General features: G+C 63.9%; 18 protein-coding genes. All 18 read left to right on the top strand.

Annotated elements, in window-relative coordinates:
• The first annotated feature begins 126 nt into the window (after positions 1-126).
• The 18 genes from N5C28_RS02265 to N5C28_RS02180 all read left to right on the top strand — a co-directional run bounded on the left by N5C28_RS02265 (position 127) and on the right by N5C28_RS02180 (position 21,731).
• On the top strand, positions 127-4,071 hold the full coding sequence (locus N5C28_RS02265; protein WP_279819612.1) for a TIGR00180 family glycosyltransferase: 3,945 nt from the start codon (positions 127-129) through the stop codon (positions 4,069-4,071).
• Between the two features lie 291 nt (positions 4,072-4,362).
• The gene (locus N5C28_RS02260) at positions 4,363-5,841 is read left to right on the top strand and encodes a flagellin (protein WP_279819610.1); all 1,479 of its coding nucleotides are present in this window, start codon (positions 4,363-4,365) and stop codon (positions 5,839-5,841) included.
• A 71-nt stretch (positions 5,842-5,912) separates the two neighbouring features.
• Entirely contained in the window at positions 5,913-6,293 is a 381-nt protein-coding gene (locus tag N5C28_RS02255) for a flagellar protein FlaG (RefSeq protein WP_279819608.1), read from the top strand.
• A gap of 72 nt (positions 6,294-6,365) precedes the next feature.
• Positions 6,366-7,853, top strand: coding sequence for a flagellar filament capping protein FliD (gene fliD / locus N5C28_RS02250; RefSeq protein WP_279819605.1), 1,488 nt, complete (start codon positions 6,366-6,368; stop codon positions 7,851-7,853).
• Positions 7,854-7,856: 3 nt separating this feature from the next.
• Positions 7,857-8,255, top strand: coding sequence for a flagellar export chaperone FliS (gene fliS / locus N5C28_RS02245; protein WP_279819602.1), 399 nt, complete (start codon positions 7,857-7,859; stop codon positions 8,253-8,255).
• 71 nt (positions 8,256-8,326) lie between these two features.
• A complete protein-coding gene (fliS, locus tag N5C28_RS02240) occupies positions 8,327-8,704 on the top strand; it encodes a flagellar export chaperone FliS (protein WP_279819599.1) in 378 nt (125 codons plus the stop codon).
• 30 nt (positions 8,705-8,734) lie between these two features.
• Complete coding sequence (locus N5C28_RS02235; protein ID WP_279819597.1) at positions 8,735-9,031, top strand: flagellar protein FliT; 297 nt, start codon at positions 8,735-8,737, stop codon at positions 9,029-9,031.
• Positions 9,032-9,289: 258 nt separating this feature from the next.
• Positions 9,290-10,765 carry a sigma-54 dependent transcriptional regulator gene (locus N5C28_RS02230; RefSeq protein ID WP_279819594.1) on the top strand — a complete coding sequence of 492 codons (1,476 nt, stop codon included), beginning with the start codon at positions 9,290-9,292 and terminating at the stop codon, positions 10,763-10,765.
• Positions 10,766-10,935: 170 nt separating this feature from the next.
• Complete coding sequence (locus N5C28_RS02225; protein WP_279819593.1) at positions 10,936-12,150, top strand: ATP-binding protein; 1,215 nt, start codon at positions 10,936-10,938, stop codon at positions 12,148-12,150.
• Between the two features lie 6 nt (positions 12,151-12,156).
• On the top strand, positions 12,157-13,581 hold the full coding sequence (gene fleR, locus N5C28_RS02220; RefSeq protein WP_279819590.1) for a sigma-54-dependent response regulator transcription factor FleR: 1,425 nt from the start codon (positions 12,157-12,159) through the stop codon (positions 13,579-13,581).
• Between the two features lie 209 nt (positions 13,582-13,790).
• A complete protein-coding gene (fliE, locus tag N5C28_RS02215; RefSeq protein WP_279819587.1) occupies positions 13,791-14,120 on the top strand; it encodes a flagellar hook-basal body complex protein FliE in 330 nt (109 codons plus the stop codon).
• Positions 14,121-14,135: 15 nt separating this feature from the next.
• The gene (gene fliF / locus N5C28_RS02210; RefSeq protein ID WP_279819585.1) at positions 14,136-15,926 is read left to right on the top strand and encodes a flagellar basal-body MS-ring/collar protein FliF; all 1,791 of its coding nucleotides are present in this window, start codon (positions 14,136-14,138) and stop codon (positions 15,924-15,926) included.
• The gene (gene fliG, locus N5C28_RS02205) at positions 15,919-16,935 is read left to right on the top strand and encodes a flagellar motor switch protein FliG (RefSeq protein ID WP_279819582.1); all 1,017 of its coding nucleotides are present in this window, start codon (positions 15,919-15,921) and stop codon (positions 16,933-16,935) included. Before fliF ends, fliG begins: the two co-directional genes overlap by 8 nt.
• Before the next feature lie 52 nt (positions 16,936-16,987).
• Positions 16,988-17,803, top strand: a complete 816-nt coding sequence (gene fliH / locus N5C28_RS02200) for a flagellar assembly protein FliH (protein WP_279819580.1) — start codon at positions 16,988-16,990, stop codon at positions 17,801-17,803.
• Positions 17,793-19,154: a flagellar protein export ATPase FliI gene (gene fliI, locus N5C28_RS02195; protein WP_279819577.1), complete on the top strand. Its 1,362-nt coding sequence runs from the start codon at positions 17,793-17,795 to the stop codon at positions 19,152-19,154. Before fliH ends, fliI begins: the two co-directional genes overlap by 11 nt.
• Before the next feature lie 3 nt (positions 19,155-19,157).
• Positions 19,158-19,607, top strand: a complete 450-nt coding sequence (gene fliJ / locus N5C28_RS02190) for a flagellar export protein FliJ (protein ID WP_279819574.1) — start codon at positions 19,158-19,160, stop codon at positions 19,605-19,607.
• Between the two features lie 116 nt (positions 19,608-19,723).
• On the top strand, positions 19,724-20,029 hold the full coding sequence (locus tag N5C28_RS02185; protein WP_279819572.1) for an STAS domain-containing protein: 306 nt from the start codon (positions 19,724-19,726) through the stop codon (positions 20,027-20,029).
• Between the two features lie 10 nt (positions 20,030-20,039).
• Positions 20,040-21,731, top strand: a complete 1,692-nt coding sequence (locus tag N5C28_RS02180) for a fused response regulator/phosphatase (RefSeq protein ID WP_279819571.1) — start codon at positions 20,040-20,042, stop codon at positions 21,729-21,731.
• The last annotated feature ends 17 nt before the right edge of the window (positions 21,732-21,748 follow it).

The raw sequence follows: 21,748 nt of genomic DNA, 5'->3' as shown, positions 1-21,748 counted from the left end.
CTCGCGACTGTTTTCCCGCTCTGCCTGGGGAGACGAGAATGCGCTGGCCTGTGAAGTGGGGTTGCCGTTGCAAAAGGTTATAGTGCCGAAAAAAGATAGCGGGGATTGGCGATGAACGGTGTGCTGGTGAGACATGATCTGACGTTGCTGGTTTGCACGCACGGGCGCCCGGAATTCCTGCAGCGATCCTTGCTGTACTACGCCGGCCTGGAAGTGGACCTGATTGTGCTGGATTCATCGGCCGTCTCGTCGGCAGACAGTTGCGCGCCCTACGCGAATGTCCAGTACGTCCACTGTCCGGAACTGGGCTATCAGGGCTTCAAGGACAAGTTGAAGAAAGGGGTGTCGCTCGTTCGCACGCCTTACATGGTGTTCGTCTCAGACGATGATTTCGTTCTGCATGACGCCTTTGCCGAGTCGGTGGCATTCCTCAAGAACCATCCTGACTACGGTGTGTGCCACGGCTATTGCCTGATGTACCTGCCGGAAGCCGACAAGGTCCACTACTTCCTGCGGGACAAGAAGGTCGTTGAAGACTTTTCCAGTGATGTGCCGGGCGAGCGTCTGCTGTCCTTCATGGCGAATTACATTCCGCCGTGGTACGCGGTTTCGCGAACCGACATCATCAAGGCGTGGTACGACGAAATTCCTGACGAGATGGGCATGGAGTTTCAGGAGTTCGGCCACGCGTTCTACCTGCTGATTCGCGCCAAAGCGAAAATCCTCAACAGACCCTACGTGATCCGGGAGATCAACTACCCGGTTTCTGACCACTGCACGGACCTGCTGGCTGCGCTCGTTGCCGAGTCGGGTGCGTTGAGCCAGGAGCGCGAGCGCTTCCGGGACTTCATGGGCCCGCTGCTCGATGGCATGGGCTTTCCCTCTTCCGTGGCCAATCGCCTCATCGGCGGAGCGATCGAGTCGCTGGCAACCTGCCTCGCCAACCAGCACTCGTTGACTGCCAAGGAAATATTCCACTCCGAATGGGCGGTCTTCTCCGACAAGCCCGCGTGGCGTTTCCAGCCAGAGCAGTTTGTTGAAATGCCGTTCTATAACCGGCATTTCTTCAACGTCCTGGAGGTGCTGGACCTGTTGATGCGTGTACGGCCAGTCGGAAAGCTGCAGGTCAGTCAACTGAAGGATGTCCTCGTCGAGCAGGACGCCTTGCTGGAGGAGGGTGCCTCAGCCGACCCTCAAGATCCTGGGTTCAGAGCCCGGCTGGAAACCGCGTTCGGGAAAAACCCGTTTCACCCGGAGTTGGCCAGTCTGTTCGCGCGTATCACCGAGTCGGCGGACCTGGCGGCATGGAGCCGGCTCCTGGCGGGGGCGACGCAGGTCGGCAACAAATTTGCCCGTCTGGCCTCCCTGAATGAAGGGGACACGCCGCGGCATACGTCCGTGGACAATATTCAACAGTGGCTGTCGCACCGGCAGGCGACCCCGGTTCAGCGTGATTTCATCGCCAGTTACCTGAAAGAGCAGAAAGCCGTACGCATCACGGTGTACGTCCTCGATCTGGCGGGCGACTCGGATGGTCTGATGAAGACGATCAAGAGTTTGGTTGGCGACGACCAACTGCAGGTCATGCTGAATATCGTTGTCCTGACCATGGCCGACGCACCCGGGACGCAAGTGGATGACAAGCTGCATTTTGTCCGCATCGCCTCCCGCAACCCGGTCGAACTGCTCAACGAGTTGGTGGCCGACGGCACCGGTGATTGGCTCATGCTGGTTCGGGCGGGCGAGGTGTTCACCGCCAGCGGCCTGATGATGGCCGTACTCGAGCTGGCGGGCGTGCCGGATGATTGCCGGGCGGTGTACGGCGATGAGCTGCAACGTTTGCCGGATGGTTCTCTCGGCGCCGTTTTCCGGCCGGATTTCAACCTGGACATGCTGCTCAGCATGCCGGCGATCCTGTCCCGGCATTGGCTGTACCGACGCGATTGCCTGATTGCCGCGGGCGGGTTCGATGCCCAGTACGACGAGGCCCTGGAGTTCGAGCTGCTGTTGCGGCTGCTCGAGCAGGGGGGCATGGTCGGGCTGGGGCATATCAGCGAGCCACTGGTCATTTCTGAAGCGTCGCCACTGGCGGATAACGCGCAAGAGCTGTCTGCCATCACGCGCCACCTGGCCAGGCGTGGCTATGAGAACGGGACGGTGCGCGAAGCGCTGCCGGGGCGTTACCGGATCAACTACGGCCACCCGGCCCAGCCGCTGGTCTCCATCATCATTCCGACCAAGGATCAGTTGCCGATCCTGCAGCGCTGTGTCGAGAGCCTGCTGGAGAAAACCACCTACGCCCACTACGAGCTGCTCATCGTCGACAACGCCAGCGAAACGCCGGAGGCCAAGGCCTGGCTGGTGGGTGTCGAGAGCATGGGGGAGGAGAAGGTGCGGGTGCTTCGCTACCCACACCCCTTCAACTACTCGGCCATCAACAACATGGCGGCCAGGGAAGCGCGGGGCGAATACCTGGTCCTGTTGAACAACGACACGGCGGTCATCAGCGAGTCCTGGCTGGATGAGCTGCTCAACCATGCGCAACGGCCCGAGGTCGGCATCGTTGGCGCCAAGCTGCTTTACCCGGACGCACGCATCCAGCATGCGGGTGTGCTCCTGGGGTTGCGGGGGCCGGCTGACCATCCGTTCATCGGCGAGGCCATCGATGCCGCGGGTTACATGCACCGCCTGCAGGTGGATCAGAACTACAGCGCGGTCACGGCGGCGTGCCTGATGATTCGCAAGGACATCTATGAGGAAGTGGGCGGCCTGGATGAGGTCCGCTTCAAGGTCTCCTATAACGACATCGACTTGTGCCTGAAGGTACGTGAGCTCGGTTACCTGACGGTCTGGACGCCGCACGCGGTGGTGCTGCATGAAGGCAGCGTCAGCCAGACCAAGGTCGACACCAGTGCCCAGGAGGCCAAGCGCAAGCGCTTCGTCGCTGAGCAGGACGCCATGTACGAGAAATGGCTGCCCGTGCTGGCCGCTGACCCGGCCTACAACCGCAACCTGTCGTTGTCGGGCCCGGGCTTCGAGCTGGAGACGGACCCTGGACTGACCTGGCGCCCGCTCTCGTGGCGGCCGGTGCCGGTGGTCCTGGCTCACCCGGCGGACCCCTGGGGCTGCGGCAACTACCGGGTCATCAAGCCGTTCCAGGCGCTGCAACGGGAAGGCCAGGTCGACGGCCTGCTTTCCGAGGGGCTGCTGCAGGTGGTCGATCTGCAGCGTTTTGACCCGGATGTGCTGGTCCTGCAGCGGCAGCTGGGCGAGGAGCGCCTGGAGGCGATGAGCCGGATCAAGGCTTTCTCCCGGGCGTTCAAGGTGTATGAGCTGGACGACTACCTGCCCAACTTGCCCATCAAGAGCCTGCACCGGGAGCACATGCCCCGGGATGTGCTCAAGTCCCTGCGCCGCGGTCTGAGCTTCGTCGACCGCTTCGTGGTGTCCACGGCGCCGCTGGCGGACGCCTTCAGCGGCCTGCACGACGACATCCGGGTGGTCGAGAACCGCCTGCCGGTGGAGTGGTGGAAGGGCCTAAGCAGTCAGCGCCGCCGCGGCCGCAAGCCGCGGGTCGGCTGGGCCGGCGGGGTCAGCCACACGGGGGATCTGGAGCTGATCGCCGATGTGGTCAAGGAACTGGCCTCCGAGGTGGAGTGGGTGTTCTTCGGCATGTGCCCGGAAAAAATTCGCCCTTACGTTCATGAAGTTCACCGCGGCGTCGATATAGACCTGTACCCGGCCGCGCTCGCCGCCCTGGACCTGGACCTGGCGCTGGCGCCCGTTGAGCGAAACCTGTTCAACGAGTGCAAAAGCAACCTGCGTCTGCTGGAGTACGGGGCCTGTGGCTTTCCGGTCGTCTGCAGTGATCTGCTGTGCTACCAGGGTGATCTGCCGGTCACGCGGGTGAAGAACCGCTTCAAGGATTGGGTGGACGCGATTCGTGCGCACATCTATGACCTGGATGCGACGGCCCGGATGGGCGATGAGCTGCGGTCGCAGGTGTATCGCGACTGGATGCTCGAAGGGACCAATGTCGATGCCTGGCGCAAGGCCTGGCTCCCCGACTGAGTGCCCTTGGCGTCCTGGCACAGGGCCAGGGCGCCAGCTTCCGGCCTCTTCAACAGGGGCGGTGATTGCAAAAGGCCTGTCGGAAACACGGCAAACAGGCAGAATTTCTGGTTTTCTTTAGTTAACTCTCTGTTTTGGCTAAAGAAAAAATCTTCGAAGAATCTCCCTAAAGCTCCCCAAAAGACCGCCGATACAAAGATCGAATGCGAACTTTATGGGGCGTCTGAGCAATGCAGGCCCGGAGCTCGCAAGCTCAGACAAACTAATTCAGGTCCTTTGGAGGAAATCACCATGGCCCTTACCGTCAATACCAACGTTGCCTCGCTGAACACTCAGCGTAACCTCAATAGCTCTTCCAAAGGCCTGGACACTTCGCTGCAGCGCCTGTCCACCGGTTATCGCATCAACAGCGCCAAAGACGACGCTGCTGGCCTGCAGATCACCAACCGCCTGACCAGCCAGATCAACGGCCTGACCGTTGCCGGCCGTAACGCCCAGGACGGTATCTCCCTGGCGCAGACCGCTGAAGGTGCTCTGCAACAGTCGACCGGTATCCTGCAGCGTATGCGTGACCTGGCCCTGCAGTCCGCCAACGGCTCCAACGGTGCGACCGAGCGTGCGGCACTGCAAGGTGAAGTGGCTCAGCTGCAACAGGAACTGAACCGTATTTCCGACACCACCAGCTTCGGCGGTCGCAAGATCCTCGACGGCAGCTTCGGTTCGCAGAGCTTCCAGGTCGGTGCCAACGCCTACGAAAACATCAACGTTTCGATCGGCTCCGCAGCAACCGACCGTATCGGTATCAACCGTGTGACCACTTCGGGTGGTGCCGCAGGCGCCATCGCCAGCGGTGCTGCGTTCAGCGCCACTTCCGGCAGTGCTTACACCTCCACCGGCTTCAGCATCACCTCCAAGCTGTCCGACGGCGCAGAAGCCATCGCGCTGACCGCCAGCGGTTCGGCCAGTGAAGTGGCCAAGTCCATCAACGCCAAGAGCGACACCACCGGCGTGACCGCCAATGCCCGCACCGTGGCGACCCTGGGTGGTTTCGCGGCTACCGGTACCATCTCCTTCTCGCTCTACGGTGCCAACAGCAAGACCGTTGAGACCGACAAGTCGACCGTTTCGGCGGTGGTCTCCGACACGAGCGACCTGCAGGCCCTGGCTGACGCGATCAACAAGGAAACTGGCAAAACCGGTATCTCCGCTGTTTCCAAAGGCTCGACCATCGAGCTGGTCAACGACCGCGGTGACGCGATCATGATCCGTGAGGCGTCGCAAGCCGCTACACTGACCGCGCGTGACTTCAAGAATGAAAACAACGTGGGTACTGCTGCTACCATCGCAGCGGGCGGCGGTGCACGGGTCGACGGTCAGGTTCAGCTTGAAGCTGCCGATGCGTTCCAGGTAACCGGGACCACTGGTGGTCTGGGTAACGCGACCTTCAGTGCCCTGGACTCGGTCAAGGACATCGACATCAGCACGGCTACCGGTGCTCAGGACGCTCTGGGTATCATCAACGGTGCGATCTCGAACATCGACAGCCAGCGCGCCCAGCTCGGTGCGGTGCAGAACCGCTTCGAGAACACCATCTCGAACCTGCAGAACATCGCGGAGAACTCGTCTGCTGCCCGTAGCCGGATTCGCGACACCGACTTCGCTGCCGAAACCTCGGAACTGACCAAGAATCAGATCCTGCAGCAAGCCGGCACCGCGATCCTGTCGCAGGCCAACCAGTTGCCGCAGGCTGTTCTGAGCCTCCTCGGCTAAGGTTAGAGGCACTAGACTGCGGGGAGACGGGCTCAGCCTTTCTCCCCGCTTCCTCATTGTGAGGTGAAAAAATGGACGTCAGTTCAATCAAGAATTCGCTCAACCCTACCGCGGCTGCCGGCACCAAGCTCGACCGAGCCCCCGCCAGCGGCAAGCCCTCGGACAGCGAGGCGGCCAGCGAGCAAGTCGCCGGCAAGGCCAGCGAGACGGAGCAGGGGGCGGCAACAACCCGTGACCAGGTAGAGGCGGCAGTCGCCACCATCCAGGATTTCGTCCAGTCGGTTCGCCGTGACATTAACTTCTCCCTGGAAGAGGGCAGCGGTCGGGTCGTGGTGAAGGTGACGGACAGTGGCTCAGGTGACGTGATTCGGCAGATTCCTTCGGAAGAAGCGCTGCAGCTCGCGGAGAATCTCTCGGAAGTTCGTAGTCTGTTGTTCAAGGCCGAAGCCTGACAGGTTGGCATGTCTTTTGATTGTTTAACGCTCCAGACGCGTTAAGAAGTCATAATTTTGGCGAGGTGAACCATGGTTGGAATCTTGGGTTTAGGCGGAAGTAATATTCCGACTGACACGATCATCGCGGCACTTATCGATGCAGAGAGAGCGCCCAAGACCAAACAGCTTGATCGCCTCGAAACCGCGACCACCGCGAAATTTACCGGCTTGGGCCAGCTCAGAGGGGCCCTCAGCACCTTCAAGACGGCCGTTGACGAGCTCAACAAGGCGTCGCTGTTCGACGCCCGCACGGCGTCGAGCTCCAACAGCAGCCTGCTCAAGGTCACGGGCAGCGCAACTGCGCCGGCCGGCGTCTATGATGTCCAGGTCAAGCAATTGGCGTCGGGCAGCAAAGTGGCGCTGCAGGCGGTGCAAGGTGGCGCCGATGCGAAATTCAACAGCGGCACCATGACCATTTCGACCGGCTCGACCAGCATCGATGTCGACATCACGTCGAGCAACAACACCCTGGCGGGTATGCGTGATGCGATCAACGCAGCCGGCAAGGACAGTGGCATCAGCGCCACCATCCAGACCAATGCCGCGGGTTCGCGCCTGGTCCTTACCTCGACCAAGTCCGGCGACGGCAACGACATCAAGGTCGCGGTCACCGAGGACGGCGTGACGACGGGGCCCAATGCATTGACGACCCAGGCCTTCGCGCCGGTCGCGGACCCGGATAAACCGGGCGTCTTCCTGCCACCCAGCCCGACGGGTACTTCGGCGGGCGTGATCACCACTGCCAAATCCGCCAAGTTGACCGTCGACGGGTTCGAGTTGGTGCGCACGTCGAACACCATCACCGATGCCATCGAAGGGGTCACCCTGAACCTGGCGGGCACCCAGTCCAGCACCGACCTGGCCGACGGCAAGACCCTGACGGTCACCGTGGGTGTGGACAAGTCCGGGGTTAAGGGCAGCATCGAAAAGTTCGTCAATGCCTACAACGCCCTGATCACGAAAGCAGCGGAATTGACCGCCGTGGCCGACATGGGCGAGGGCAACGCCCCCGCGACGGCGGCGCTGGTGGGCGACTCGACCGTGCGCAGTGTGCTGGCCAGTTTGCGCAACGAAATGGTCGCGATGACCGGTGACGGCACAATCAAGGCCCTGGCCAACCTGGGTATCAGCTCGAAGTTCTCACCCAATGACAAGTCCGGCACCAATGGCACGTTGATTATCGACAGTGACCAACTCAACGAGGCCCTGGAGAAAAACTTCGATGAACTGGCCGGCTACCTGACGGGTGACAACGGCCTGATGGGACGTTTGAGCAAAACGGCAGACGGCTATTCGAAGTCTGGCGGGGTGATCGAACAGCGTACGGACAGTCTGCAGGGCACGCTCAACAGCATCGACGATCAGCGTGAGGCACTGGCCCTGCGCATCGAACGGTTGCAGGATCGTCTGGTCAAGCAGTACACCGCGATGGAAAGCCTGGTGGCCAGCCTCAATCGCACGGGTGGTGCCCTGGAAACTGCCTTGGCCAACCTGCCCGGCTCCGTGAAGAAGGACTGACCCATGAGCAAGAAGCCGATCGACACCTACAAGCAGGTCAAGACCAGCCAGGAAGTTTCGCCGTACCGCACCGTGAAGTTGTTGCTGGACGGCGCATTCGAGCGCCTGTTGCTGGCCAAGCAGGCCATGAATGAAGGCGACACCGAGATCCGTGGCCTGGCCGTGGGCAGCACCATCACCATCCTGGGCGTGCTGCAGGCCAGCCTGGACAAGGAGCTGGGCGGCGAGATCGCCGAGAACCTCGATGCGCTTTACGACTACATGACCCGCCGCTTGGTGGGGGTGCCGCTGGACGACACCCCGCGTACCCTGGATGAAGTCATGGCGTTGCTGGGCAATATCAAGGACGCCTGGGACGCGATCGGCCCGGAAGTGGAGCCCGCCCTGGCCACCGTGGACTGATTTTTCGTTAAAGCTTTGGTGGCTGACGCCGATACCTAGGGTATCCAGTCAGCAACTCAGTGAGCACGACGATGAACGCCATGGCGGCCCTCAAGCAGTACCAAACCGTCAACACCCAGGCCCAGGCAGTCGATGCCAGCCCCCATCGTCTGATCCAGATGCTGATGGAAGGCGGCCTGACCCGCCTGGCCCAGGCCCGTGGCGCCATTGAGCGCAACCAGGTCGGCCTCAAGGGCGAGCTGATCGGCAAGGCCATCGGCATCATCGCCGGCCTGCGTGCCGCGCTGGACATGGAAGTGGGCGGTGAACTGGCGGAGAATCTGGACGCCCTGTACGAGTACATGATTGCCCGTCTGATGGACGCCAACATGAAAAATGAGGCCGAGCCGCTGGACGAAGTGGCCGGTCTGCTGCGTAATGTGAAGTCCGGGTGGGACGCGATCGGTTGATCGCCCCCGGCGCTTGAGGAGCACATGTCGATGAATTCACCTGTCCAGCGTCTCGAACAGACCGGCAGCGCATTGCGCGTCGCGCTGGCCAATCAGGATTGGTCGGCCATTGGCGAGCTGGATGCACAGTGCCGGCAGGCCATCGATGAAGCGATGGTCGAAGCCGTACAGGACGAAGACCTGCTGCGCACCCGCATGCAGGATCTGCTGGAGCTGTACCGCGAGCTGGTCAGCGTTTGCCAGTCCGAACAGCACCGCATCGCCCAGGAGCTGGTGCAACTGAACCAGGCTCAGCAGGGTGCGAAGGTCTATCAGCTCTTCGGTTGATCGACCCGTGGTGCTTCACCAGGCCTTGCCCGACAGCGGGGCCTGTCGCCCGACACGCTCTGCGTCGGGCACGCCGCCCGTGACGGGCAGGATTTCCCCGCTTCACCTTCCCGCCAGCACAGCCCGTCGGGCGACGCAAAAAATTCACGTCATAAAATTGACTGCGTCCAAAAAATTGACTTTACTACTGGCCAAATGCTGGCGATATCGTGCTTTTGACGCAGCGCTTCTTTCACTCCCGGGATCAGACTGAACACTATGTGGCGTGAAACCAAAATCCTACTGATTGACGATAACAGCGAGCGCCGCCGCGATCTGGCGGTCATCTTGAATTTCCTGGGGGAAGAGCACCTCGCCTGCAGCAGCGACGACTGGCGCGACACGGTCGCTCAGCTGGAGTCCAGCCGGGGTGTGCTGAGCGTCCTGCTCGGTGAGATCAAGGCCAAAGGCGGTGCGGTAGAGCAGCTGAAGCTGCTGGCGGCCTGGGACGAGTTCCTGCCGGTGCTGCTGCTCGACGAGCACGCGCCCGCGGAGTGGCCGGAAGACCTGCGTCGCCGGGTGCTGGCCGCCCTGGAAATGCCGCCCAGCTACAACAAGCTGCTCGATTCCCTGCACCGCGCCCAGGTCTACCGCGAGATGTACGACCAGGCCCGCGACCGCGGCCGCCAGCGTGAGCCCAACCTGTTCCGCAGCCTGGTCGGCACCAGCCGTGCCATCCAGCAGGTCCGGCAGATGATGCAGCAGGTGGCCGATACCGAGGCCAGCGTGCTGATCCTGGGCGAGTCCGGAACCGGCAAGGAGGTGGTCGCCCGCAACCTGCACTACCATTCCAAGCGCCGCGAGGCACCGTTCGTACCGGTCAACTGCGGGGCGATTCCCGCCGAGTTGCTGGAAAGCGAGCTGTTCGGCCACGAGAAGGGCGCCTTCACCGGTGCGATCACCAGCCGTGCCGGCCGCTTCGAACTGGCCAACGGCGGTACGCTGTTCCTCGACGAAATCGGCGACATGCCGCTGCCGATGCAGGTCAAGCTGCTGCGCGTGCTGCAGGAACGCACCTTCGAGCGCGTGGGCAGCAACAAGACGCAGACCGCCGACGTGCGCATCATCGCCGCGACCCACAAGAACCTCGAGAAGATGATCGAGGACGGCAGCTTCCGCGAAGACCTGTACTACCGCCTGAACGTATTCCCCATTGAAATGGCCCCGCTGCGCGAGCGCATCGAGGACATTCCGCTGCTGCTCAACGAGCTGATCTCGCGCATGGAGCACGAGAAGCGCGGTTCCATCCGCTTCAACTCGGCGGCCATCATGTCGCTGTGCCGCCACGACTGGGCGGGCAACGTGCGCGAGCTGGCCAACCTGGTCGAGCGCATGGCGATCATGCACCCCTACGGCGTGATCGGTGTGGGCGAGCTGCCGAAGAAATTCCGCCACGTCGATGATGAAGATGAGCAACTGGCGGCCAGCCTGCGCGACGAGCTGGAAGAGCGCGCCGCCATCGTGGCCGGCCTGCCGGGCCTGGACACGCCGGCCATGCTGCCGCCGGAAGGCCTGGACCTGAAGGACTACCTGGGCAACCTGGAGCAGGGGCTGATCCAGCAGGCACTCGACGACGCCAGCGGTGTGGTGGCCCGTGCCGCGGAGCGCCTGCGCATTCGCCGCACGACCCTGGTGGAGAAAATGCGCAAGTACGGCATGAGCCGCCGCGACGACGAAGGCCAGTTCGACGACTGAGTTCAGTCAGGGCCTTGGCGCCGCGTCCCCCGATAAAGCCGGAGATTTGACACGATCTCCGGCTTTGTTTTTTCAAGCGCCTGTTTCTAAAGAATATTTTTTTAGGCACGGGTATTGCTATCACTCTCGCAACTGACTGTCTTATGACGGCTCGCTGCGCGAGAGATGATATGAACGCCAACACCCAACCGATCCCCACTGCCGAACAGCTGCCATCGGCACCTGTCGAGCAGGCCAGCCGTGCCGGCCTGGAGCAGGCGTTCGCCCTGTTCAACCAGATGTCGACCCAGCTCAGCGAGTCCTACAGCATGCTGGAGGCACGGGTCAGCGAGCTGAAGGGGCAACTGGCCCTGGTCAGTGCCCAGCGCATGCAGGAGCTGGCGGAGAAAGAGCGCCTGGCCCACCGCCTGCAGAGTCTGCTGGACCTGTTGCCGGGCGGGGTGATCGTGATCGATGGCCAGGGCGTGGTGCGCGAGGCCAACCCGGTGGCGCGCAGCCTGCTGGGCCAACCGCTGGTGGGCATGCTCTGGCGCCAGGTCATCGCGCGCAATTTCGCGCCCCGTGAAGACGACGGCCATGAAATTTCCATGAAGGACGGTCGACGCCTGTCGATCGCCACCCGGTCGCTGCACGGCGAGCCGGGCCAACTGGTGCTGCTCACCGACCTGACGGAAACCCGTCGCCTGCAGGATCAACTGTCGCGCCACGAGCGGCTGTCCGCCCTGGGGCGCATGGTCGCGTCCCTGGCCCACCAGATCCGCACGCCGCTGTCCGCCGCGCTGCTGTATGCCAGTCACCTCAGCGAGCAGGTGCTGGAAGTCGAGCAGCAGCAGCGTTTTGCCGGGCGCCTGAAAGAGCGCCTGCACGAGCTGGAACACCAGGTCCGCGACATGCTGATCTTCGCCCGGGGCGAGCTGCCGCTGCCGGATCGTCTGAAACCCAGCGCCTTGTTCGACAGCCTGCGGGCGGCCGGCGAAGTCCACGTCCAGGGCATGGCGGTGCGCTGGCAGTGCGACGCCCGCGAGGGTGAGTTGCTGTGCAATCGCGACACCCTGGTCGGCACCGTGCTCAACCTGGTGGAAAACGCCATCCAGGCCGGCGGCCGCGAAGCGTCCCTGAAGATTCACCTGTACACCCGCGACAACACCCTGCGCCTGTGCGTCAGCGACAACGGCCCGGGCATCGAGCCGGCCACCCTGGCACGCCTCGGCGAACCGTTCTTCACCACCAAGACCACCGGTACCGGCCTCGGCCTGGCTGTGGTCAAGGCGGTGGCACGTGCCCACCAGGGCGAGCTGCAGCTGCGCTCGCGCGCTGGTCGCGGTACGTGCGCGCTGTTGATTCTGCCGCTGATCCGCGCGGCACAACCCATGATTCAGGAGTAACCACCCATGGCTGCCAAAGTCCTGCTGGTCGAAGATGACCGCGCCCTGCGCGAAGCCCTGGCCGACACCCTGTCGATCGGTGGTCACGATTACCGCGCGGTGGATTGCGCCGAAGCCGCCTTGCTGGCGATCGCCGAAGAACCGTTCAGCCTGGTGGTGAGCGACGTCAACATGCCCGGCATGGACGGGCACCAGCTGCTGGCGCAGATTCGTCAGTCCCAGCCACAACTGCCGGTGCTGCTGATGACCGCCTATGGCGCGGTCGAGCGTGCGGTGGATGCCATGCGCCAGGGCGCGGCGGATTACCTGGTCAAGCCGTTCGAGCCCAAGGCGCTGCTGGCGCTGGTCGAGCGCCATGCCCTGGGACGTCTGGGGGCGAGCGAGGAGGGCGGCCCGGTCGCCCTGGAGCCGGCCAGCGTGCAATTGCTGGACCTGGCTGCCCGCGTGGCGCAGAGCGATTCCACGGTGCTGATCACCGGCGAGTCGGGCACCGGCAAGGAAGTGCTGGCGCGCTATATCCACCAGCAGTCGCCGCGGACCGCCAAGCCGTTCATCGCCATCAACTGTGCGGCGATTCCGGACAACATGCTGGAAGCCACCCTGTTCGGCCACGAGAAAGGCTCGTTCACCGGCGCCATCGCCAGTGCGCCAGGCAAGTTCGAGCTGGCGGACGGCGGCACCATCCTGCTCGACGAAATTTCCGAAATGCCCCTGGGGCTGCAGGCCAAGCTGCTGCGCGTGCTGCAGGAACGCGAGGTGGAGCGGGTCGGCGGACGCAAGCCGATCGCCCTGAACATCCGCGTGCTGGCTACCAGCAACCGGGACCTGGCCAGCGAAGTGGCGGCGGGGCGTTTCCGCGAGGACTTGTACTACCGGCTTTCGGTCTTCCCGCTGGCGTGGAAGCCCCTGCGCGAGCGTCCGGCCGACATCGTGCCGCTGGCCGAGCGGCTGCTGGCCAAGCACGTCAAAAAAATGAATCACTCGCCGATCCGCCTTTCGCCGCAGGCCCAGGCCAGCCTGGTGCAGCACACCTGGCCGGGTAACGTGCGCGAACTGGACAACGCCATCCAGCGTGCGCTGATCCTGCAGCAGGGTGGCCTCATCCAGCCCCAGGACCTGTGCCTGACCTCGCCCATCGGTTTCGCGCCCGCCGCACCGGCGCCGGTTCACCACCCGCAGTTGGTCGTGGTGCCGAGCATTCCCCAGCCGGTGGCCGTGGACAGTGGCAATGTCGGTGCCGAGGCGGGCGCCCTGGGTGAAGACCTGCGTCGTCGCGAGTTCCAGATGATCATCGACACCCTGCGTTCCGAGCGCGGTCGCCGCAAGGAGGCCGCCGAGCGCCTGGGCATCAGCCCGCGCACCCTGCGCTACAAGCTGGCGCAGATGCGTGATGCCGGCATGGACGTCGAAGCCTACCTGTACGCCAGCTGATTGACGCGCCGCCGGTTCCCGGCGGCCATTCCCTGCAGGCTCGTCTTCTCTCGGGAAGGCGGGCCGCTGTCCGTTTTCTGGCAGCGTCCTCCGAGCCCTTGTCTCCCGGGGCATTCACGCCCTGATCGCATACCTGGCACCCTTGTTGCAAATACCCTTGCATAGCGCCGCACAGCGTCAAAAATCTGCGGGCAGTGGAGGAATATGTGATGAGCCAGGGTGTCGAGTTCAATCGCCTGATGTTGGAAATGCGGTCCATGCAGACCGAAGCGATGGCGCGCCAGAAGCCGGCCGTCAGCGCACCGGAGCCGGGAGCCCCGAGCTTCTCGGACATGCTCGGCCAGGCGGTGAACAAGGTCAGCGCGACCCAGCAGGCCTCCAGCCAGCTCGCCACCGCCTTCGAAATGGGCACCGGCGGCGTCGACCTCACCGATGTGATGATCGCGTCGCAGAAGGCCAGCGTGTCGTTTCAGGCGATGACCCAGGTGCGCAACAAGCTGGTCCAGGCGTATCAAGACATCATGCAGATGCCGGTTTAAGGGTAGGTTGAGATCATGGCCGAGGTGCTTGCCACAAACGTTCCCGTCTCCACAGGCAACGAGCCGAAGAAACCGCTCTTCGGCCTGACGTTCCTGGAGAACCTCTCCGACATGTCGATGCTGCGCCAGATCGGCCTGCTGGTCGGCCTGGCTGCCAGCGTCGCCATCGGCTTTGCCGTGGTGCTGTGGTCGCAACAGCCCGATTACCGTCCGCTGTATGGCAGCCTGGACGGCATGGATGCGTCCCAGGTCATGGAGACGCTGAACGCCGCCGACATCAAGTACACCGTCGAGCCGAACTCCGGTGCGCTGCTGGTCAAGGCCGATGACCTGGCGCGGGCCCGCATGCGCCTGGCCTCCGCCGGCGTGGCGCCGAGCGACAAGAATGTCGGTTTCGAGATCCTCGACCAGGAGCAAGGCCTGGGGACCAGCCAGTTCATGGAAGCCACCCGCTACCGTCGCGGCCTGGAAGGTGAGCTGGCGCGGACCATTTCCAGCCTGAACAACGTCAAGGCCGCCCGCGTGCACCTGGCGATTCCGAAGAGCTCGGTGTTCGTCCGTGACGAGCGCAAGCCCAGCGCCTCGGTACTGGTCGAGCTGTATTCCGGTCGCGGCCTGGAGCCGAGCCAGGTGATGGCCATCGTCAACCTGGTCGCCAGCAGCGTGCCGGAGATGGACAAGGGCCAGGTCACCGTGGTGGACCAGAAGGGCAACCTGCTGTCCGATCAGCAGGAAATGTCCGAACTGACCATGGCCGGCAAGCAGTTCGACTACAGCCGCCGCATGGAGAGCCTGTTCACCCAGCGCGTGCACAACATCCTGCAGCCGGTGCTGGGCTCCGGTCGCTACAAGGCCGAAGTGTCGGCCGACGTCGACTTCAGCGCGGTGGAATCCACCTCCGAGATGTTCAACCCGGACCAGCCGGCGCTGCGCAGCGAGCAGCAAGTCAACGAACAACGCTCCAGCAGCCTGCCGCCGCAAGGCGTGCCGGGTGCCCTGAGCAACCAGCCGCCTGGTGCGGCGGCCGCTCCCGAGGAAGCCGGTGGTGCCGCCGCCGTTGCCGGCCCGGTCGCCCCTGGCCAGCCACTGGTGGACGCCAATGGCGAGCAGATCATGGACCCGGCGACCGGCCTGCCGATGCTGGCACCGTATCCGGCCGACAAACGTGAACAGGCCACGCGGAACTTCGAGCTCGATCGGTCGATCAGCTATACCAAGCAGCAGCAGGGTCGTCTGCGCCGCCTGTCGGTGGCGGTGGTGGTCGATGACCAGGTGCGTGTCGATGCCGCGACCGGGGAAACCACCCGGGTGCCGTGGAGCAGCGACGACCTGGCGCGGTTCACCCGCCTGGTTCAGGACTCGGTGGGTTTCGATGCCAGCCGTGGCGACAGCGTGAGCGTGATCAACACCCCGTTCTCGGCCGCCCTGGGCGAAGAGATCATCGAAATTCCGTTCTACACCCAGCCGTGGTTCTGGGACATCGTCAAGCAGGTGCTCGGCGTGCTGTTCATCCTGGTGCTGGTGTTCGGCGTGCTGCGTCCGGTGCTGAACAACATCACCGGTGGCGGCAAGGGCCGCGAGCTGGCAGCGGGTGGCCGTGAAGGCGATGTCGACCTGGGTGAAATGGGTGGACTGGATGGCGAGTTGTCTGCCGACCGGGTCAGCATTGGCGGCCCGCAAAGCATCCTCCTGCCCAGCCCGAGTGAGGGGTATGATGCACAACTGAATGCGATCAAGAGCCTGGTAGCCGAAGACCCGGGCCGTGTAGCGCAGGTTGTGAAAGACTGGATCAACGCCGATGAATGATAACCGTACCGCCGCCAAGCTGACCAAGGTCGACAAGGCCGCCATCCTCCTGCTGTCCCTTGGCGAGACCGATGCCGCGCAGGTTCTGCGTCACCTCGGGCCGAAGGAAGTGCAGCGCGTCGGCGTGGCCATGGCCGGCATGCGCAACGTGCACCGCGAGCAGGTCGAACAGGTGATGGGCGAGTTCGTCGAGATCGTCGGCGACCAGACCAGCCTGGGCGTCGGCGCCGACGGCTACATCCGCAAGATGCTGACCCAGGCCCTCGGCGAAGACAAAGCCGGCAACCTGATCGACCGCATCCTGCTCGGTGGCAGCACCAGCGGTCTGGACAGCCTGAAGTGGATGGAACCGCGCGCCGTGGCCGACGTGATCCGCTACGAACACCCGCAGATCCAGGCCATCGTCGTCGCCTACCTCGATCCGGACCAGGCGGGTGAAGTGCTGGGCCATTTCGACCACAAGGTGCGCCTGGACATCGTCCTGCGCGTCTCGTCGCTGAACACCGTGCAACCGGCGGCGCTCAAGGAACTCAACCAGATTCTCGAGAAGCAGTTCTCCGGCAGTGCCAACACCACCCGCGCCACCATGGGCGGGGTGAAGCGTGCCGCGGACATCATGAACTACCTCGACAGCTCGATCGAAGGCCAGCTGATGGACTCGATCCGCGAAGTCGACGAGGACCTGTCGTCGCAGATCGAAGACCTGATGTTCGTCTTCGACAACCTGGCCGACGTGGACGACCGCGGGATCCAGGCGCTGCTGCGCGAAGTGTCCTCCGACGTGCTGGTGCTGGCGCTCAAGGGCGCCGACGAGGCGATCAAGGAGAAGGTCTTCAAGAACATGTCCAAGCGGGCGGCCGAGCTGCTGCGCGACGACCTGGAGGCCAAGGGGCCGGTGCGCGTCAGCGACGTGGAAGCGGCGCAGAAGGAAATCCTCACCATTGCACGCCGCATGGCCGAGGCCGGGGAAATCGTTCTCGGCGGCAAGGGCGGCGAGGAAATGGTATAAGCGCCCCAACGGGCGCCATGCCCCATGATCAATTTCTTCAGGCCCTGATTCCATGACCGCCAAGGATGTGTCCAGTGAGCTGATTCGCGCCAAGGATATCGGGGCGATCGACCGCTGGGCGCTGCCCAGCTTCGACGAACACGTCGAGCCCCCCGAGCAGGACCCCGAGGCCGAGCACCCGGCGCAAGAAGCGGCTGCGGTCGAAGAAGCCCCGGTCGAGAGCGAAGAAGTTGCCATCGAAGACGTCAAGCCCCTGACGCTCGACGAATTGGAGGCGATTCGCCAGGACGCTTACAACGAAGGTTTCGCCACTGGCGAGAAGGACGGTTTTCGTGCCGGCCAGCTGAAAGCCAAGCAGGAAGCCGATACCGCCCTGGGTGGCAAGCTGGCCAGCCTCGAACAGGTGATGAGCCACCTGCTGGACCCCATCGCCGAGCAGGATCAGCAACTGGAGGCCGCCCTGGTGTCCCTGGTCAGCCACATGACCCGCCAGGTGATCCAGCGCGAGCTGAGCACCGATTCCAGCCAAATCCGCCACGTACTGCGCGAAGCGCTGAAGCTGCTGCCCATGGGCGCGGAGAACGTGCGCATCCACATCAACCCGCAGGACTTCGAGATGATCAAGGCCCTGCGTGATCGCCACGAAGAAACCTGGCGCATCCTCGAAGACGACTCGCTGTTGCCCGGCGGCTGCCGGGTCGAGAGCGAGCACACCCGCATCGACGCCAGCGTCGAGACGCGCATGAACCAGGCTATCAAGCAACTGTTCGAGCAGCAGCGCGAGCAGGCGACGCACCCGATCGCGGCCGACCTGAGCGTCGACCTCGACGCCGTCCCGAGCAAGCCGGAGAACCCCGATGCGCCTTGAGCGCACGCGCTTCGCCACGCGCCTGGCCGGCTACACCGAAGCGGTGGAGCTGCCGGGCAAGCCGATCGTCGAAGGCCGCCTGTTGCGCATGGTCGGCCTGACCCTGGAAGCCGAAGGCCTGCGCGCCGCACTGGGCAGCCGCTGCCTGGTGATCAACGATGACAGCTATCACCCGGTGCAGGTCGAGGCCGAGGTGATGGGCTTTTCCAGCGGCAAGATCTACCTGATGCCGGTCGGCAGCCTGGCCGGTATCGCTCCCGGCGCCCGGGTGGTGCCGCTGCCCGACACGGGGCGCCTGCCCATGGGCATGGGCATGCTGGGTCGGGTGCTGGACGGCACCGGCCGGGCACTGGACGGCAAGGGTGGCATGAAGGCCGAGGACTGGGTGCCGATGGACGGCCCCTCGATCAACCCGCTCAACCGCCACCCGATCAGCGAACCGCTTGACGTAGGCATTCGCAGCATCAACGGCCTGCTGACGGTCGGCCGCGGCCAGCGCCTGGGCCTGTTCGCCGGTACCGGGGTGGGTAAATCGGTGCTGCTGGGCATGATGACCCGCTTTACCGAGGCCGACATCATCGTGGTGGGGCTGATCGGTGAACGGGGTCGTGAGGTCAAGGAATTCATCGACGAGATCCTCGGCGAGGAGGGCATCAAGCGCTCCGTGGTGGTCGCCTCACCGGCTGACGATGCGCCGCTGATGCGCTTGCGCGCGGCCATGTACTGCACCCGTATCGCCGAATACTTCCGCGACAAGGGCAAGAACGTCCTGCTGCTGATGGATTCGCTGACCCGTTTCGCCCAGGCCCAGCGGGAAATCGCCCTGGCCATCGGCGAGCCGCCGGCCACCAAGGGCTATCCGCCCTCGGTGTTCGCCAAGCTGCCGAAGCTGGTGGAGCGCGCCGGCAACGCGGAAGAGGGCGGTGGTTCGATCACCGCCTTCTACACCGTGCTCAGCGAGGGCGATGACCAGCAAGACCCCATCGCCGACGCCGCGCGGGGTGTGCTCGACGGGCACATCGTGCTCTCGCGCCGCCTGGCCGAGGAAGGTCACTACCCGGCCATCGACATCGAAGCCTCGATCAGCCGGGTGATGCCGCAGGTGGTCTCCAAGGAGCACCTGCGCGGCGCGCAACGCTTCAAGCAGCTGTGGTCGCGTTACCAGCAGAGCCGCGACCTGATCAGCGTGGGGGCCTACGTGGCCGGGGGCGACCCGGACACCGACCTGGCCATCGCCCGGCGCCCGTCCATGCTCAAGTACCTGCACCAGGGGCTGGACGAAAGCGACAACCTGGCGAGCAGCAGCGGCCAGTTGACCGCGACCTTCACCCCCGCCGCGCCGGGCCAGTAACCCATGTCGAAAAGCCGTGCCGCCCGTCTGGCGCCCGTGGTCGACATGGCCGAACGCGCCGAGCGCGAGGCCGCCGTGCAGCTGGGACGCTGCCAGGGGCTGGTGAACCAGGCGGAAGTGAAACTGGGCGAACTCGAGCGCTACCGCTCCGATTACCAGCAGCAGTGGATCACCGAAGGGCAGCGCGGCGTGTCCGGCCAATGGCTGATGAACTACCAGCGATTTCTCTCGCAGCTGGAAAGCGCCATCGGTCAGCAGCGGCAGAGTGTCGCCTGGCACCGCTCCAACCTGGACAAGGTCCGCGAGGCCTGGCAACAGCGCTATGCACGCCTGGAAGGCCTGCGTAAGCTGGTGCAGCGTTATCAGGAAGAAGCGCGCATGGCGGAGGACAAACGCGAGCAGAAGCTCCTCGATGAGCTGGCTCAGCGCCTGCCGGTACGCGATTCCCGCTGATTGCCAGTTGCCGCCCGCGGTTCTGGATGCTAAATCTTCTTCACACGGATTGCGTATGTGGGCGGGGCACCGCTCCGCTGCGTGATCGCTGTTCTGGCTGGTAAAAGGAGTGATTCATGGCCATCACCTCGCAACCGTCGAACGACGGGCAAGAGTTGACCATTGTGATTCAGGGACGTTTCGATTTCGGTGCGCACCAGGAGTTTCGCGACGCGTACGAGCGAGTAAGCCTTACCCCCAAGCGTTATGTGGTCGACCTCAAGGGGACGACCTATCTCGACAGCTCGGCCCTTGGCATGCTGTTGCTGCTGCGTGATCACGCCGGTGGCGACAATGCCCAGATCCGTCTGCTCAACTGCAATTCGGACGTGCGCAAGATTCTCGCCATTTCCAATTTCGAACAGCTGTTCCAAATAGCCTGAGCAGCCGGCGATGCCCAAGCGTTTGTCCATTCTGATTGCCGAGGACAACGCGGCTGATCGGATGCTGCTATCCACCATCGTGAGCCGTCAGGGACACCGCGTCCTGACGGCCAGCAATGGACTGGAAGCGGTCGCCCTGTTCCAGCAGGAGCGACCGCATCTGGTGCTGATGGATGCCTTGATGCCGACCATGGACGGCTTCGAGGCGGCCCGGCGGATCAAGCAGGCGGCCGGCGACGCGCTGGTGCCGATCATCTTCCTCACTTCGCTCACCGAAAACGAAGCCCTGGTCCGTTGCCTGGAGGCCGGCGGCGATGATTTCCTGGCCAAGCCCTATAACCGGGTCATCCTGGAAGCCAAGATCAAGGCCATGGACCGCCTGCGCCGCCTGCAGGAGACCGTCCTGCGCCAGCGCGACCTGATCGCCAAGCACAACGACTACCTGCTCAACGAGCAGCGGGTGGCCAAGGCCGTATTCGACCGGGTGGCCCATTCCGGCTGCCTGGACGCGCCGAACATCCGCTACCTGCAATCGCCCTATGCGCTGTTCAGTGGCGACCTGCTGCTGGCGGCCTTCCAGCCTTCGGGCGACATGCACGTGCTGCTCGGCGATTTCACTGGCCACGGCCTGCCGGCGGCGATCGGTGCGATGCCCCTGGCGGAAGCCTTCTATGGCATGACGGCCAAGGGCCATTCGCTGCGGGAAATCCTCCGGGAGGTCAACGCCAAGCTCAAGCGCATCCTGCCGCTGGGCATGTTCTGCTGCGCGACCCTGATCAACATCAGCTTCCAGCGCCGCGTCGTGGAGGTCTGGAACGGCGGTCTGCCGGACGGTTACCTGCTGCAGGCGGACGGCCAGCGAATGCCGCTGGTCTCGCGCCACTTGCCGCTGGGGGTACTGGAGCCCCACAAGTTCAGCGATGCCTACGAGGTCTACCCCCTGGAGCTGGGCGACCGGGTGGTGCTGCTGTCCGATGGGGTGCTGGAGGCGCGCAACGCCGACGACGAGCTGTTCGGTGAAGAGCGCCTGCTCGATGTGTTCGCCAACAACCGGCAACCGGGCGAGCTGTTCGCCGATATCGTCCAGGCGCTGACGGATTTTCGTGGCGAGCTGCAGGATGACGTCAGCCTGGTGGAGGTCGGCATGGTCGAGCAGGGGGCCCTGAAGCGGCCGCCGCTGGCCTTTGCCGACAGCGACCAGAGCAGCCCCCAGGACTGGTCGGCCACCTTCGAGTTTCGCGGCGAGACCCTGCAGCGCTTCAACCCGATTCCGTTTCTCCTGCACATCCTGCTCGAGGTCAAGGGCCTGCGTCCCCAGGGCGGCGCGCTGTACAGCGTGTTGAACGAGCTGTACACCAATGCCCTGGAACACGGTGTGCTGGGCCTGGATTCGACGCTGAAATGCGATGCCGAGGGGTTCGCCGAGTATTACCGGCAACGCGGTCAGCGCCTGAGCGTGCTGGATGACGGCTATGTGCGCTTTCACCTGCGGCTGCTGCCGGAAGGCCATGGCGGGCGCCTGCTGGTCACGGTGGAGGACAGCGGGCCGGGGTTCGACGGGGCGGCGATATTGGCCTGCCAGCGGCTGAACAAGCTGAGTGGGCGCGGGCTGACGCTGGTCCGGCAATTGAGTGAGCGTTGCTCCTGGGCCGCCGACGGCCGTGGGGTCAACGTGGAGTTTTCCTGGGTGCATGGGGCATAATCCACGCCTTGATCAGG

It is taken from the genome of Pseudomonas sp. GD03944, assembly GCF_029839275.1.
Taxonomy (GTDB): domain Bacteria; phylum Pseudomonadota; class Gammaproteobacteria; order Pseudomonadales; family Pseudomonadaceae; genus Aquipseudomonas.
The sequence above is the reverse complement of the archived record's forward strand: the minus strand, read 5'-3'. Positions and strand labels throughout refer to the sequence as shown.